The following is a 15,209-nucleotide window of genomic DNA, read 5'->3' as shown; positions in this document are numbered from 1 at the left end:
ACTTATGACCATACTACTGCTTTTTATCTCGCTTTTTGCGCTTATATTCATCGGTTTTCCCATAGCAATAGCGCTTATCGTCGCGTCTTTACTTGCTATTTTGTACGAAGGAAGCATACCTTCTGTTGTTGTTCTGCACCAAATGGTAGGTGGCATGGATAGCTTTCCATTACTTTCGATTCCCTTCTTTGTTATGGCAGGCGCATTAATGAACCAAGGTGGCATTACTCATAGAATATTTGACTTTGCCCAAGCACTAGTAGGTTGGTTACGCGGTGGGTTAGGCCACGTAAATGTAGGGGCTTCGGTATTATTTTCCGGAATGTCTGGTGCAGCGGTTGCCGACGCTGGTGGACTCGGAGCCATTGAAATAAATGCCATGAAAGAGAGAGGATATGACACGGACTTTGCCGTTGGGCTTACTGCCGCATCCTCAACAATTGGACCTATAATTCCGCCAAGCTTACCTATGATTATATATGGTGTACTTGCTTCAGAAAGTATAGGTAAGTTATTTGCAGCGGGTTTAGTCCCAGGGCTTTTAATGGCGCTCGCACTATCACTAATGGTCGCCTTTGTCGCTTATAAACGTGGGTATCAAAAAGATGCTGGTTTTGCTTTTTCTACTATTTTAAGCACGTTTAAAAGAGCTGGGCTTTCTTTGATGACGCCCTTCATTATTGTTGGCGGTATAGTGAGCGGCTTTTTTACTGCAACTGAGGCCGCCGTGGTCGCCTGCGTTTACGCCATCATACTTACAGGGTTTGTGTACAAGACTCTTACCTTAAAACGACTCCTTACAGTGTCTTCTGAAACTGTTGAAACTACAAGCATGATAATGTTGATCATTGGCGGTGCAGCCATCTTTTCGTGGGTATTAACCAGTCAAGGTATTGATGCGGTTGTCGCTGACTTTCTAGCACAAACAGGTACAAGTAAAGTGACGCTATATCTGTGTATTACTCTTTTGCTTTTTATTGTGGGTTGCTTTATGGAAACCATTGCTGCTATCACAATTTTAACCCCAATTTTACTTCCAATCGCGATAGCCGCCGGTATAGAGCCGGTTCAATTTGGTATCATTATGCTGCTTAATCTTATGATCGGGCTACTCACCCCTCCTCTGGGTATGGTGCTATTTGTACTTGCTCGAGTTTCTGGTTTAACAGTTGAAAAAACGGCTAAAGCTACTATGCCATTTCTTTTACCGCTGATTATTGTACTAGTGCTAACTATGCTAGTACCAGAGGTCACACTTTGGTTACCCAATTTACTTTACCCTAACACCTAACTAATGAAGATCATATACGCCTTCGCCCGGTCATTGCTTTAGTTATTCTTATAGGAAAGCCGCTAAGCCTACGAGTTTTGGCAGACCCTAGTTTCGACGTTTTATTTGGACTAAATGGAACCGTTTCACCTGTAAATTTTGCGGTTACACAGAGAGGACGAACATTTCTAAAGGCAATAAGGATGATACAACAGCGTAAGTAAAATCTCTGTCGATAGTGATATTATTGAACCTCTCGGCATGCCTACTTTTTCGTTTTTCACAGGTTATCTCCGACCTTTACCAACTGATCAGCGGGCAAATCTTTAATCGTAGTTACTTCTTTATCTCTCCATTGAACACGGACTTCTTCTATAACCTCTTGCGTACCTAGCCCCATATGAACAATATTCAGCAGACTTTGCGAATGATTCGCATTGGGCGAACCAACAAGCGTAAAATGTTGTCCACTAGCGGTTTTTACCCAAACTTTGGCCCCCATGGGATCAATGCCGTTTGGCGAATAACCTATGTGTAGCAGAAGGAAATGGTTTTCTGTGAATGGTGTGACGTTGTGATACATATGCCACTTACCATTATCATCATCACCACTTAAAATATCGAGTTTGCCGTCAAGATTGAAATCAGCCGCGATCCCCCCGTCGCCATGAGAATCCATTCCCACTTCACTTGTAGCGTTATGATGTACTGACTCTTCAAAAATATAACCACCCTGATTCAGTAACATTACATCAACCACCCGGCGTTTGAGCTCACCGAATCGATAAACGAAAAAGTCAGCTAGCCCGTTATTATCAAAGTCACCTGCTGTTACCCCCCAGTTGTTATCACGAGTTGAATTGGGAAGAACATTTGAAATGTCGGTTAATACTCCATCGTCATTGCGTAAAAGCACATCAGGCACAGACAAATCTTGAGGCTGCCATTGCGCCTCATATTTTTCTACTCCAATTACAGACGCTCTTAAATCCCAAGCTAAGTCAGCGGCCATGTTCCACTCAAAGCGCCACTTGTTGTTGCCTAAGTAGCCAATGTACCACCCTGTTTCTTCAACTTTATCGGGAAAGCCTTCAGCTTCTGTTGGTAAAATGGTTACTGGATTGACAGGGGTTGCTATCTGGCGCTTATTTTGCCCAATAAATACAGGCATGCTCTTCAGTAGATTTGCTCGGGGAAAGTGATAAAAGTCTGTCAAGGTAAGTGCATTATCAGCGTGAAGATACATGCCGTCGTGTCCCTTACTCCCCTTATCCCTCAAGTCTAAGCGTTTTCGCTTTTGGTCAAAACTTACGGCGTTATTTGCAATGGTGTAATACAGCTTCCCTCTCGCAAAGTAATAGTCAAGGTCTCCGTCATTATCAATATCAGCCTGCGCTACTGTAATAGTTCCAGGATAGTTCTTACTGTTCTGAGGAAATACCGAAGAAGACGTATTTGTGAACGTTAAATCACCGTTTCCCTTCAATATCGTGCTTTTATCATAGCTAGTAAACGCAATAATGTCGGGTACATTGTCATTGTTATAATCTGTAATAAGCAGACGTTCAGCTTCAATATCTTCGAAACTGGGACTGCGAAAGTAATCGAACTTCCCATTTCCTAGATTTTCAAAAATAATGTTTCGAGGCGTCGACTCATTAAGCATTTTAGCCGCATTGATCTGCAAGAAATCGAGGTCGCCATCATTGTCAAGGTCAACCCAGCGGACGCTTCGCCCCCGGGCCCCCAGCTTTGATACCCCAGCAGCCTCTGTTACATCAGTAAAAGTTCCATGGTCGTTGCGCAGCATTCGTTGAGGAGAAGGGTGCAGACCGTTTCCCCCTCCTACAGATAGCAAAATATCATTGTCGCCATCTAGGTCGTAATCACCCGCAGCAATACCGTGCAGATCAACTTTCGGAAATATTTTTTCATGCTCTACATAGCCGTTAGCAGACGTTGCCATAAACAACTGTACGGGAGTAGTGTCATGGTTTGTTAGAAGTAAATCGTAAAAACCATCTTGGTTTAAGTCGGCGACAGAAGGGCCGCCATACTTCCAATTAGGCTGCGTGATTAAACCTACTTGTTCAGAAACGTCAGAAAACACAACCTTTGTAGTGCCGTCTTGCTCGTGTGTATTGCTACATCCCACTACCACTGCCGCACTTAAACAAGCCGTAACAAGAGCCGAAAATACAATAGCGCAATTCTTTTTGTTCATAAGTGTTCTTTGACCAATGTTTATTTAAACCTGCTTGGCCGGCACACGCAGCTGCCAGCACCACAGAATGATGACAACTGTTAACAATATACATATGAAAACAAGATTTCAACAAATAACTACATTTCGTTTACAGCTAGATGTTGCGAGATTTGAAAAGAATTAAAATGAAGAAAAGGACGGAGTTTTCTTAGCTCCGTCCTCATGACCACACGAAATTAAAGCAAGTCGGCAAGACTTTGGGATGGGTCGGCTAATTTCGACTTATCAATAAAGGCATTTTTGTCAATCGCTCTGCCACCAAGTACATATGATTTAGGTGAGTTAATTGCTTCAACACTTACTAGTTTGTTTTGCACAAAGTGCCAAACAGACAGCGCTTCTTTTGACTCTTGGCGTGTAACCTGACAATCTGCGTTTACAGGAAGGCCTACCATTTGAAGTTTCATGTTGTACTGATCTGACCAAAACCATGGTATTGCTTTATAATTCTGCAGCGGAGCAGCATCACCAGCGTCAGCTACGGATATTTGCTGTATATTTTTTGCCGCAACCTTGGCCTGCTCCAACGCGTTTTGTACTGATTCAATATGGCTGTTTTCACCATACAATGGATGAGTAAAGCTTGTACAATCTCCAATAGCCCAAATATTCTTAATCGAAGTCTGCATGTGCGTGTTGACGCTTATTGCACCTCTATGGAGTGACGTGCCAGCCTCTTGTGCAAGTTCGCTATTCACTCGCACACCGACCCCGAGTAATATAGCGTCGGCGCGATACCGCTCACCATTATCACAAACTATCCATTGAAAACCTTTATCTGTGTCTCGTTCTACCGCGCTTACGTTGCGCTGACATAAAATCGTCGCTCCATTTTCCTGATGTATTCGGGCAACATGATTTGACACAGATTCGCTGGCAACACGAGCGAGAATTCTCTCTTCGCGCTCGATGACAGTAACGCTGGCCCCAGCTTTACGCAATGAAGCGGCTGCCTCGAGGCCGATATACCCTGCCCCTACTATCACAATGTTTAAATTACTTATGTTTTCGCGTTTAGCATGCATTAGTGATTTGAGCGCAAGTGCGTCCTTTGCATTTCGCATCACGAGACAATTTTCTGCGACATTGAGACCAGGTATTGGTGGAATAATTGGCGACGCACCAGTAGCGAAGACCAAATGAGTGTATTTGATAGAGTAACCATTTTCTGCGTTACCTGAGCCACCTTTGTTAAACGAAACTATGTTTTCTTTAGCATCAACTTTCGTAACCATAGCCCCTAGAAATAATTCAATGTCTGCTTGCTCGTAAGCGCTCTTAGCTTTTAACGGTGCCGGGGCGTCATCCAACGGTGTATTAAGAAATGCTTTAGAAAGCGGTGGGCGGTGATAAGGCAAATGCATATCGGCATCAATAAGCACTAACCTTCCACTAAACCCTTGCTTTCTCAATTCAAATGCACAGTTAACTCCAGCATGACTCGCGCCTACAACTATGCACACCGGCTGTGATTGTATTTGTTCAGACACTATGGTTACCATTGCATTAATCTCTTACCACTGTGACGCTTATGCCACTTATTTCGTCAGATAGTGCCACTTGACAGCAAAGACGACTTGTTTCACTAACACCTTCTGCAAGCTCTAACATGTCTTTTTCAATATCGTTTGGCTCTCCTACACGAGCATAATCTTGCTCGGAAACACGAACATGACAGGTGGCACAAGAACAGACTCCACCACAGTCACCATCTATCCCAGGAACGTTATTCGCTACAGCTAGTTCCATTAAAGAACCCGATTCGCCCTGCGTATTGATTGTTTGTCCATCTGCGGTAATAAAAGTTACGTTTATCATTTCTATGTCCTGTACTAAAGTGATGCTTATCTATGAATTAATATTTGGTTAAGCGTAATTTGAAATATTCCTAAAGTATCAACTACAATGCTTCGCACACGGCAGCAGCTACAGCTCATGTAATCGCACATTTAGTGAATGAAAGCCGACTTTGCGCTTAACGTTCCCCCAAATCTCAATGTTCTCTTCATATTGCCCTACTTCAATAGCAGAGACTTTTTGGGTCAGTTGAAGAATCCAAATCCTCAATAGTGCTCGAGCATGAGTGGCACCTAAACAGTTGTGGATCCCGAAGCCAAAAGCAACGTGGGGGTTGGTTTTACGCGTTAAATCCACCAGATTTGGGTTTTCAAATACGGTTTCGTCACGATTAGCAGAAGCCCAACAAAGTGAAATACGAGTATCATCTTCCACTTGATGTCCGTTAACCTCGCCATCTGCCGTAGCCACTCGTCCCATATGTGTCAATGGAGAAAAATAGCGAATTAACTCCTCAACCGCGTTATTTACAAGCTCAGGATGTGTGCGTAAGAGTGCTAAATCATCTTTATTTTCGGAAAAATACGCCAACGTATTAGTTAGCGCATTGATAACCGTGTCTCGGCCGCCTGCAAAAGTAAGGACCATAATGCCTTTTATCTCTTCATCGGTTAGCGCTTTACCTTCCACTTCGGCAGCGAGCAATTGACTGTAAATATCTTTTCCGGGAACTTGTTTTGCTTTGGCTATTTGTTTATCTAAATAGTCATAAAGAACGTTGGCTTTTCCAGCATCAAGAGGATTGTCATCACTTCTAAAAACATGCGTTCCCCAACTAATCCATGTTGCGGCCTCGGTGAATGGTACATTTAATAGCGTCGTTAAAGCCTGTGACTGAATAACTAATGCAATTTCATTCACCGCCTCGGTATACGTATTACTATTAGTTAGTAAACTATCAAGCATGTCGCTTACAATACTATTAAGTCGTGCCTGATAAGAGTCTTCCAAAGGACGTTTAAACCAAGGCTCAAGCAAGGTTCTAAAGCCTTTGTGGGCAGGAGGGTCTACTTCAAAAGGTATTTGCCTTATATCTCTGATGGCCACTTCAGAGGGAACGACAATGCGACCTGGTTTTGCCCCAGATTGAAACAATTTCCAGTTGTGCGCCGCTTTTCTCACCTCTTTTAATCCCAACACCATTGTCACAGGATCACTTTGATCATCAATAGCTAAAACTCCCTCATCACATCGATGCATTGCAAAAGCGTCATTAAAAATACTTACTTTTTTTTCTTTCGATGCAAATGGGCAGCCGCTTTCTGTTTTCGCTTCAATCTTATTAGAATCACAACGCTGTTCAGGCTCCATTGTGCGCACTCCTATTCGTTGCTGTATGGGTTCATAGCCAGATTACTGTAGGAGCATGCTAGCAACATTTTCTTTACATTAGTGACAGGCTACTATTCAGAAATATCAAAAATATGCTCTTTTGAGTTTATTTTGGACGAGGGCAACAAGACAAATAACCAGTTAAAGCTAAAAATTTACTGTTAAAATGTGCTGCATTAATGTGATTTTGAGCACTGCTAAATACCCACTTTCATCTAAAATTCAACCTGAATGTATATGTTCACAATAGAGGATTAGACCTATGAAACGTGTTGCATTAATAACTGGAACATCAACAGGGCTAGACATTTCACTGAGTATAAAATTAGCTAGCAAGGACTTTGTCGTATACGCCACTATTCGCGATACAAATAAAAGAAGTGAGTTAATAGCCACTACTGAAAAGGCCAAATGTAAGGATTAAAAGCCGCTCACTCTGTATTTGTCATTGATGCGCGAAACTGCCTTGGCGTTTTTGAGAACTGCTTCTTAAATTGTGCAATAAAGTGAGATGGACTAGAAAAGTTTAGCTCATAACTTATTTGTGTGATTGACAATGTTGATTGACTGAGTAGCCTTGCTGCGCTGTATAACTTATGACGCAGCGCGTATTCAGAGAAATTAACGCGAAAAATCTGCTTAAACATACGTGAAAAATGAGATGGCGATAAATGACACATATTTGCCGCTTCAATTAAAGAAAGCTCTACTGCTGATTGGCTTCTAAACTGATTAATAACTGGCAACATTTTTTCATAAAGCGGAGAATAGGTTATTGGCTGATTAATACCTCCTAGAGCGGGTTTGGCATACTCTCCAATAGTGAGTATCAACAATTGCAACAGTACTAAACTGCGGGCGCTATTAGGATCTTGCTGGTAACTCTCTAACAACCAGTGAACTTGCTGTTGTATTTCGGTGATGCGAGACTTGGGGAGTCGTAAATGTAAACCGTGTTGGAAAAAGGCATTGGCTTTTGCCATTTTTTCATCGCCCAATACGTGCGGCATAAACTGGACAATAAACCAAGATTTTTCTCGAGCGCTGCAACTGAAGTTATGCGTTTCAAGTGCAGGAGTAAACACGATATCAAAATCGTCTAATTCTGACTCTCCCTGACTGTAAAAGTACTGCCCTTCTATTTTCTCAAAAATAATAAATTCATGAACTTCATGAAAATGCATAAAACAATGATATGGGTCTTTTTCATCGTATTTAACATGATGCACTTCGAAATTTCGTCCCTTTTCTATACAGAATGGTTCACAGTACACTGATTTATTCACTGTCAGACTCCTTGAACTCGATAGTTCACAACCCGTTTAAAAAGCAACTTATTACTGTGTTTAGTAATGCAACAAAAATGACACTAAACAGTGTATTAAGAAATTATTTTGAGCATATTTAGCATATAAATGACATTTAGGATACTTAGCGCTATGCGTTAACAATAGAACAGCTTTTGGCTAAACACGCGCGCTCGTAGAAACAGCAAATTTTTGACATTTAATCACGGCATAATGACAGAAGCCCTTCGAGCACTGTGTTTCAATGATTAACATTCTGTTAATAATTATAAAGTACCAAAATGATCCCATCAAAATCTGTCACATCAGACGGCAACGGCAACATCACTGTAGAAACCATATTTGTAGGACAGCCAAATACGGGGGAAGTACTCGTTAAAGTAGTCGCTGCTGGACTATGTCACACTGACTGGGATTCTATTCAAAACTGGAACAAGCCATTTATTGTCGGTCACGAAGGGGCAGGCATAGTAGAAGCGGTAGGTGACGGCGTGACTCATATAAAGAAGGGTGACAAGGTCATTTTAAACTGGGCAATTCCCTGCGGCGCATGCTTTCAATGTAGAGAAGGAAATTTACACATATGTGAAGTGAACTCCCCTGTGTGTGGTTGCGGGCTTAAGGGACATGCTCATATTGCATCAAGTCAAAAAAATAATATTCCAATTGAGCGTTCTTTTCATTTAGGGACACTCAGTGAATATACTGTAGTAAAACAAGAGGCGGTCGTTGTTGTCGACTCTGCTATTCCCTTCTCGTCGGCGTCTATCGTAGGTTGCGGAGTAGTGACAGGCTGGGGCTCGGTAGTAAACGCAGCTCGCGTCGAGGCAGGCGCATCAGCCTGTATCATTGGTTGCGGCGGTGTAGGACTCAATTGCATACAAGGAGCAAAGCACTCGGGTGCAGCGATCATAATCGCCATTGACATAAACCAAGAGCGACTCAATCAAGCCAAACTGTTTGGCGCAACTCACGGTATCATTGCAGAAAAAGATGACCTTGATTTTCAAAAAGTCGCGCATCAAGTTCGAGAAATTTGTGGCGGCAGAGGTGCGGACTATGCGTTCGAGTGTACAGCCATTCCTGCACTAGGTTCGGCACCACTAGCATTAATAAGAAGTGCGGGCACTGCTGTTCAAGTCAGTGGTATAGAGCAGCGTATTGATTTTAACTGTGAATTATTCGAGTGGGATAAAATATACATAAACCCTCTCTACGGTATGTGCAACCCCGAACGGGATTTTGCTAAATTGCTCAAGCTCTACGAAGCAGGAAACCTAAAGCTTGATGAGTTGGTCACAAAAACTTATACAATTGACGAGATACATACTGGGTTTGATGATTTACTAAACGGTCGAATTGCGAAAGGCGTTGTTATGATGCCTGGTTTTACCAAGGATAGTTACTAATGACAGTTAAAAGACTAGAAGTATCCAACCCTCGCTTCACTTCTGACAACCTTACATTGATTACTGTGCATTCGAGCGCCGTTAACGGGCGGCGAGATATTAGTATTTATAATGCGCACCCTCAATCTAAAGATTTACCTGTTGTGGTTTTACTGCATGGTGTTTATGGTAATCACTGGGTTTGGATGAACCTAGGTGGTGTTCATGAGGTTTACAGACAATTGCATAAAAAAGGGCTTGGTGAATTCGTATTAGTTATGCCATCGGATGGCGCACTATGGGATGGTTCGGGTTACCTCCCATTAAAAGAGCATGGCAATTATGAAACCTGGATAGTCGAAGATGTCAAAGACGCTGTAACTCAAACCATAGACGCGGTAAGTAAGCAAAGCAATTGGTATATATCGGGTCTTTCCATGGGAGGGTTTGGGGCTTTGCGTCTAGGTGCAAAATATCCATCGGTATATAAAGGGATATCGGCTCATTCAGCTATCACCTGCATGGATGATTTTACGCATTTTGTCGACTACCCTATCGAAACCTATTGCTGTGAAAATGAGTATGAAACCGATTTAATGTACTGGCTTAGTAAGAGCAAAAAAGAACTGCCTTCTTTGCGTTTGGACTGCGGTTATCAAGACGTACTCTACGAAAGTAACAAAGTATTGACGAGCCAACTAAGACATGAGGGTATCTCTTTTGATTTTGAGTGGCTTGATGGTGGCCATGAATGGTCATATTGGCACAAAAACGTAGAGAAAACGCTGCGTTTTTTTGATCAGATTCAAAAGCGTTTATGAACTTCAAAAGTTGAAAAACTAACGCAAGAAAGCGCTACTAATTTTTATACTACTTACCGCTCATCGCTATTTTTTGATGAGCGGATTTTTCAATTTAATATCACAAAATATTAAATCAACAAATTTTCACCCGCGTTTTCTTTTGCATAGATAGTGACGGGGTAGCCCGGAAACCGCGGGGATTCGCTATCGGCACTAATATCCACATTAAACCGGTAAGCATCTACTGTGTAGGTCTGCTTTGATACGTCAAACTCAATGGTCCCAAATCCACTGCCTTTTTCATGGGCTTTGACATATCGATTTGGTGACTCCCCTACGTCCGGGTTGGCAACAGCATACACATAAATGTCATTTCCGAAAGCATCTCGATAGTTGCCGGTGTTGGGCATATTATGCTTAGGTCTCTCGACACAAGGCAGTCCCGCGTCTTCCGGTAACCACCAGCGAGGCCAGCCAGCTGCAATAGCGGGGGAGCAGAAAGCCCAATTGCTGTCTCTTGGTTTATGTACCCCGTATTGAGAAAGCGTGGCTAGATGAGTATCGCCGCAAATGTGCAACGCTTTTGCCTTTCTCATGATACTGACCGCACGATTCCTAGCGGAAGCGGGCCAGCCACTGCTATCAAAGTCATATTTAAGGTAACGATCAGGGCGAGGTTGGTGCGTAGCAATACCTGCAAATACGGTTTGACTGAGCACCGCTGCCAACATATTTGTTGGTTTGTTCTCTGCCCACGCTGTCAAAAATGCTTCTTGTTTTTCTCCTAATAAATGAAGATTTTCGCTATCGAACGCAGGATTGAAATAAGTAGGTGCCTCGTCTTGCCCTGTTTCGCCCACAACAATATCCATTACATCGGGAGCACTTTTCCACTGTCTATCAGCTAAAATCGCAAAACTGACGCCAGCGTAATTCAACGTTGTGTAGTAAGTACCAATACCGTAATCTCCCAAGGTATCGTCTATAGGCGCAGGCAAGTGCGATACACAGGTTCGATGTATCGCGTTCACCACATTTGCCGGTTCAGCATACCCTCCAAGAATAGACGCCGTTACATCTTCGTCTAGGTTATCCATGGGCTTTCCCCCCTCCCCCCATAGATTACCTTGCAATACGTCGTGATCATCAGGTAAACAAACCACTGGTGTGTGACGCATAGTTTCACGAAACGCCCAGCCAAACTGATAATACTTACGCAGGTAATTTAACATCGCACGTTTTTCAGGTTTACGAACAATTCCGTAGCCACCATGATGTTCGTAGAGTTGGTCTCCAGAAAAAAATAAAAGATCAGCGTCGTAACGCAAGACATTATCTACCACAGGCTGATAAGGAAACGCATAGTCGTTTTGACACGTAAGCGACGCCATTCTCAAAGGTCTATCAACTGGTTCAGCCTTTATGGCGCCCTCATAATCATACTCATTCTTGCCACTTTTCTTAACGTTTCGATAGATGAGTTTGTAGCGGGTGTGTAAATTACCATTCCAATCTGGGATGTGAAACGAGGCAGAACAAGAGAGCTCGTCAATTGTTGCCGTTGCAGACTCAATCCACTTTCCGTTTTGATAGAATGCTAAAATTAACTGATTATTATCCTGTGTACCGAGCGGAGCCATTACAGCGGTCAAATTTAGCTCGTGTCGATTTACGTCACCTTTTGCTTGATCCCCGTCTGAGATGCGATTCACCGTGTACATTGCCCACATAATTGGTCCAAAGATCCTTCTCTTATCATAGCTTATGCCTGCACCTTCAAGAGTCCAGTTACTAAATGAAAAGCGACTTCCAGCATGATGTTCAGGTTCTTCAGAATTGGGCATATCTTCAAAATCCGTATTCGCGGCAATCGCAATGTTGCCTTTCACCAGCTCTTTTGACTCCAATTTTTCAATACTTGCTATGAGAGCTTTTGTTCTAGGGTGATAAGCAGAGAGTGTTAACTTCACTGCGTTGCCTTGCTTTTCCCCAACGAGTTTTAAGAGAATTGATGGTTGCACTGCTATCGGAACCGCTTTTGAACCAATAAATAGCAAGTTTTGACGGATCCCTGCTTTTATTCCTCCTTGAGCGAAACAGTTACTGCGATATTCATCTATCTCGCTTCGTAGCCCCAAATTAAAACCTGCGCCGCCATTAAAGAATGGCGTATCGTCAGTCTCTACTACTACCTGTGTGATAAAGCCTTGCTCTGGCTGAATAATAGAATGAGTGAGCAAATGCACATTCCGACAGCCTTTTTTACTGCTGCAGTAAGCTCTACCACGCTTTATTTCCCAGTCTTCCATGGGGTTAGCCCATACATTCTCCCCCAAAAACGGGCCGTCAAAGCGCTCGTCCCAGTCTGCTTTAAAAGGTTTATTAAAAGAACTATATGTTAGGTTTTCATCTTGTGAGTCAGCATAACGTGTTACACAGCCTAACGAAGTCGTTACTGCGGAAGCAAGAGCGAGTTTTAGTGTTCTTCGCTTTAATAAATCAGGGCGTTCAGACATAGTAAACTCCTAAATACAAAGGCCTTAAAACAGGCCTTTTTTGTCAAACAAAAATGTGTCTAGCTACTTAAAGCGTCTTGAGTACATATTGCCGTTTATCTCCCGCGCAGCCTCCACCATGGGAGCATAAGGGGTGTCGGTTACGTTAACGAAGCCCACGTTGTAGTTTTCGCCGTCATAAGCACGGCCTGAAATTGGTGAATCCATATACTGGAACCAATGGGCGCCAACAAAATAAGGATTATCGATAACGGAATGCATATAGTCTTTGTACATTTCTGCTCGGTCTTGCTGTGTAGCTGCCTGGATCAAACCGGGGTGAAATAGCCCATTGTCTCGGGCACCAAAGTGAAACTCGCCAATAATACTAGGCATGTCTATTTCTTCTAAAAATGCCCATGACTGCGGGTGTATACCTTCTTTATAAACATTGTAAGACATTACATCAACGTGCTTAGCAGCAGCTTTTACGATCTCCATCGGTTTACCCCAGTCAGGGAATCGCGCGCCCAAGTACATGTGATTAGGCATATGCTTATCTAATGCAGTGTTCACTATTTTGAAATACTGCTCACCATAGTGATACAACATTGCGCTATAGTCTTCTAATTGAGCCTCGTTTCTTATCGACGAGTCAATTCCTTGATCAAACGCCTCCCATGAAGCGATGTCGGTTCCCCATACTTCATTAAGCGAATTTATATTCGAATATTTCGCTTTCATAAGTTCAGTGAAAGCTGCTTTTGTAGGTACATCTTTACCATTTCGCTTTAGCGTATGGAGAACAATTCCGTATCGTGTTTCATTGCTTTCACTTCTACCGAAACTTTTTTCATTATCAATAAATACGCCCACACACCAAGGGTTATTCTGAACTTGGTTGGCAATAGTAGCAGCAGTAATATCAGCACGACGGGCAAACTCAGGGTCAAACACATCGGGTAATGGAGCCCAAAAGTCGTTACCGCTAGACACCGTTTTAAAGTCACCAATTATCCAGCCATTGGCAAAAAACGGAACTTCATTATTTTGATAGAAGCGCGGATCGGTCCAATTTCCTAACGAAGAGAAGCCCCAGTATTTCATGCGCTTAATGGTCACTTGTTCCCATGCTTCCAACGGGTCTTCACTTCCGTATTTGCGTTCCAGATTGGCTGCATAAAAACTAAATGTTTCACCTTTTTTCACTGGGCCAGAATGAGCGCTTCCACGGTAACCAAACCACTTCCCAAGTGGTTCATCGTAAGACGGCAACCATTCAAACAAGTTAGCACGTACTTCAGATACAACATGTCTACTTGGAATAGCTTCATCATTTACCCGGTTAAGCCCCTTCGAATCTTCTGGTGTAACGCCGTCACCTCCCAAATCAACTAGGCTTTCATCAAAACCGTACCCGGTCATTGTTGAAGTGTTTGATAAACGAATAATGTCTAAACCCGTTGCGAAGTAAAGATACCCTTCAGGATCAACAAGTGCCCATTTCCCATCTATTTTTTCTGTTCTAAAATAGCCTGTAGCTGCGAGTTTAGGACCATCTTTATACCCCCCGAAGCGCGAACGATCCGGCATCAGTTTGTTATCTAGCTTTTTCGCTTCTGCGTCTCTTGCAGCTTCAATTTCTTGCTGGGAATGAATTTTTCCTGAAAATTCAACATTTGCATTCTGACCAAACTCATCAACTATTTGAGTAAGAAAGTTCTCATTCATTTCTGGATTCGGTCGTAATCTAATATTGCCCAACGCTATAGATTTATCGAATAAGTTACTTTGTACTGATATGCTTATTTCAGTAATACCCTTGAGGTTAAGATTTTTCTTGCCCCACATCGAAATAAACTGCACATCATCTGAATCCCACGTTTCAGGATTGGAACGAAAACCAGATAAAAAGTTTAGTTCCTGATTTACATTACCATCTGGAGTCGCCAAATCATGGCCGCGCATTTTTGCGTAATACGTGGTTGTGTCCCCTCTTGGTACTGCAACACTTCGCGTATACGTTGCCCCATCAACGTCAGAAATATTTAAGAAAAGTTGAACGGGATGTTCTCCAGTATTTTTAATATCCATCGCTAGGTTAAAGTCATCTAAGTGACTCATATCCCAAGGCGTATCAGGCTTAATTGAGATGCCTGCGTAAGGATTGTCTTTACCCAGAAAGGTTATATCTAAACGGCCCTCATTGGCTTGCGCTGTTGCATTAGTCAGGCTTACATTACTGTCTAATGACGACTCAGAAAAGGCGATGAGCGTCTTTTCTTGCTGAAGAAGTGCGCTATGAACGTCACTTTTACCCTGTGAAACAATGTCAGTCTTATCACTACTTTTTGTCTGTTGACAACCCAAAAGGCTCAAAGAAAGTGCCAACGCGATGGCTGTTCTTTTCATTTCTTTTCTCACAATTTATTAACAATCACCATCTAGTATAACCACATCAAAGACAACATTAAACTGTTAACAATGAGAT

10 protein-coding genes are annotated in these 15,209 nt (G+C 42.6%); 3 read left to right on the top strand and 7 right to left on the bottom strand.

Features of this window, described 5'->3' with window-relative positions; genetic code table 11:
• The first annotated feature begins 4 nt into the window (after positions 1 to 4).
• Positions 5 to 1,291 (top strand): TRAP transporter large permease, encoded by a 1,287-nt coding sequence (locus JN178_RS08600; RefSeq protein WP_202265299.1) that lies wholly within the window; start codon positions 5 to 7, stop codon positions 1,289 to 1,291.
• A gap of 259 nt (positions 1,292 to 1,550) precedes the next feature.
• Here the strand turns inward: JN178_RS08600 and JN178_RS08595 are convergent, their stop codons facing one another.
• The 5 genes from JN178_RS08595 to JN178_RS08575 form a co-directional block, all read right to left on the bottom strand.
• Entirely contained in the window at positions 1,551 to 3,494 is a 1,944-nt protein-coding gene (locus tag JN178_RS08595; protein ID WP_202265297.1) for a CRTAC1 family protein, read from the bottom strand.
• A 218-nt stretch (positions 3,495 to 3,712) separates the two neighbouring features.
• Positions 3,713 to 5,026 carry an NAD(P)/FAD-dependent oxidoreductase gene (locus JN178_RS08590; protein WP_202265295.1) on the bottom strand — a complete coding sequence of 438 codons (1,314 nt, stop codon included), beginning with the start codon at positions 5,024 to 5,026 and terminating at the stop codon, positions 3,713 to 3,715.
• Positions 5,027 to 5,042: 16 nt separating this feature from the next.
• On the bottom strand, positions 5,043 to 5,354 hold the full coding sequence (locus tag JN178_RS08585) for a 2Fe-2S iron-sulfur cluster-binding protein (RefSeq protein ID WP_202265293.1): 312 nt from the start codon (positions 5,352 to 5,354) through the stop codon (positions 5,043 to 5,045).
• A gap of 108 nt (positions 5,355 to 5,462) precedes the next feature.
• Positions 5,463 to 6,593 carry a cytochrome P450 gene (locus JN178_RS08580; RefSeq protein WP_202266003.1) on the bottom strand — a complete coding sequence of 377 codons (1,131 nt, stop codon included), beginning with the start codon at positions 6,591 to 6,593 and terminating at the stop codon, positions 5,463 to 5,465.
• Between the two features lie 563 nt (positions 6,594 to 7,156).
• A complete protein-coding gene (locus JN178_RS08575) occupies positions 7,157 to 8,011 on the bottom strand; it encodes a helix-turn-helix domain-containing protein (protein ID WP_232369733.1) in 855 nt (284 codons plus the stop codon).
• Positions 8,012 to 8,313: 302 nt separating this feature from the next.
• On the opposite strand from JN178_RS08575, the gene JN178_RS08570 reads away from it, so the two are divergent.
• Both JN178_RS08570 and JN178_RS08565 read left to right on the top strand, forming a co-directional pair.
• Positions 8,314 to 9,441, top strand: coding sequence for an alcohol dehydrogenase catalytic domain-containing protein (locus JN178_RS08570; RefSeq protein WP_202265291.1), 1,128 nt, complete (start codon positions 8,314 to 8,316; stop codon positions 9,439 to 9,441).
• A complete protein-coding gene (locus tag JN178_RS08565) occupies positions 9,441 to 10,241 on the top strand; it encodes an alpha/beta hydrolase (protein ID WP_202265289.1) in 801 nt (266 codons plus the stop codon). The genes JN178_RS08570 and JN178_RS08565 overlap by 1 nt, the downstream gene beginning before the upstream one ends.
• Before the next feature lie 110 nt (positions 10,242 to 10,351).
• Here JN178_RS08565 and JN178_RS08560 read toward each other — a convergent pair whose 3' ends face one another.
• Positions 10,352 to 12,739 carry an alkaline phosphatase D family protein gene (locus JN178_RS08560; protein WP_202265287.1) on the bottom strand — a complete coding sequence of 796 codons (2,388 nt, stop codon included), beginning with the start codon at positions 12,737 to 12,739 and terminating at the stop codon, positions 10,352 to 10,354.
• Between the two features lie 63 nt (positions 12,740 to 12,802).
• Positions 12,803 to 15,130, bottom strand: coding sequence for a beta-galactosidase (locus tag JN178_RS08555; protein WP_202265285.1), 2,328 nt, complete (start codon positions 15,128 to 15,130; stop codon positions 12,803 to 12,805).
• Positions 15,131 to 15,209 lie beyond the last annotated feature (79 nt).

It is taken from the genome of Alteromonas sp. KC3 (genome assembly GCF_016756315.1).
GTDB lineage: Bacteria > Pseudomonadota > Gammaproteobacteria > Enterobacterales > Alteromonadaceae > Alteromonas.
The sequence above is the reverse complement of the archived record's forward strand: the minus strand, read 5'-3'. Positions and strand labels throughout refer to the sequence as shown.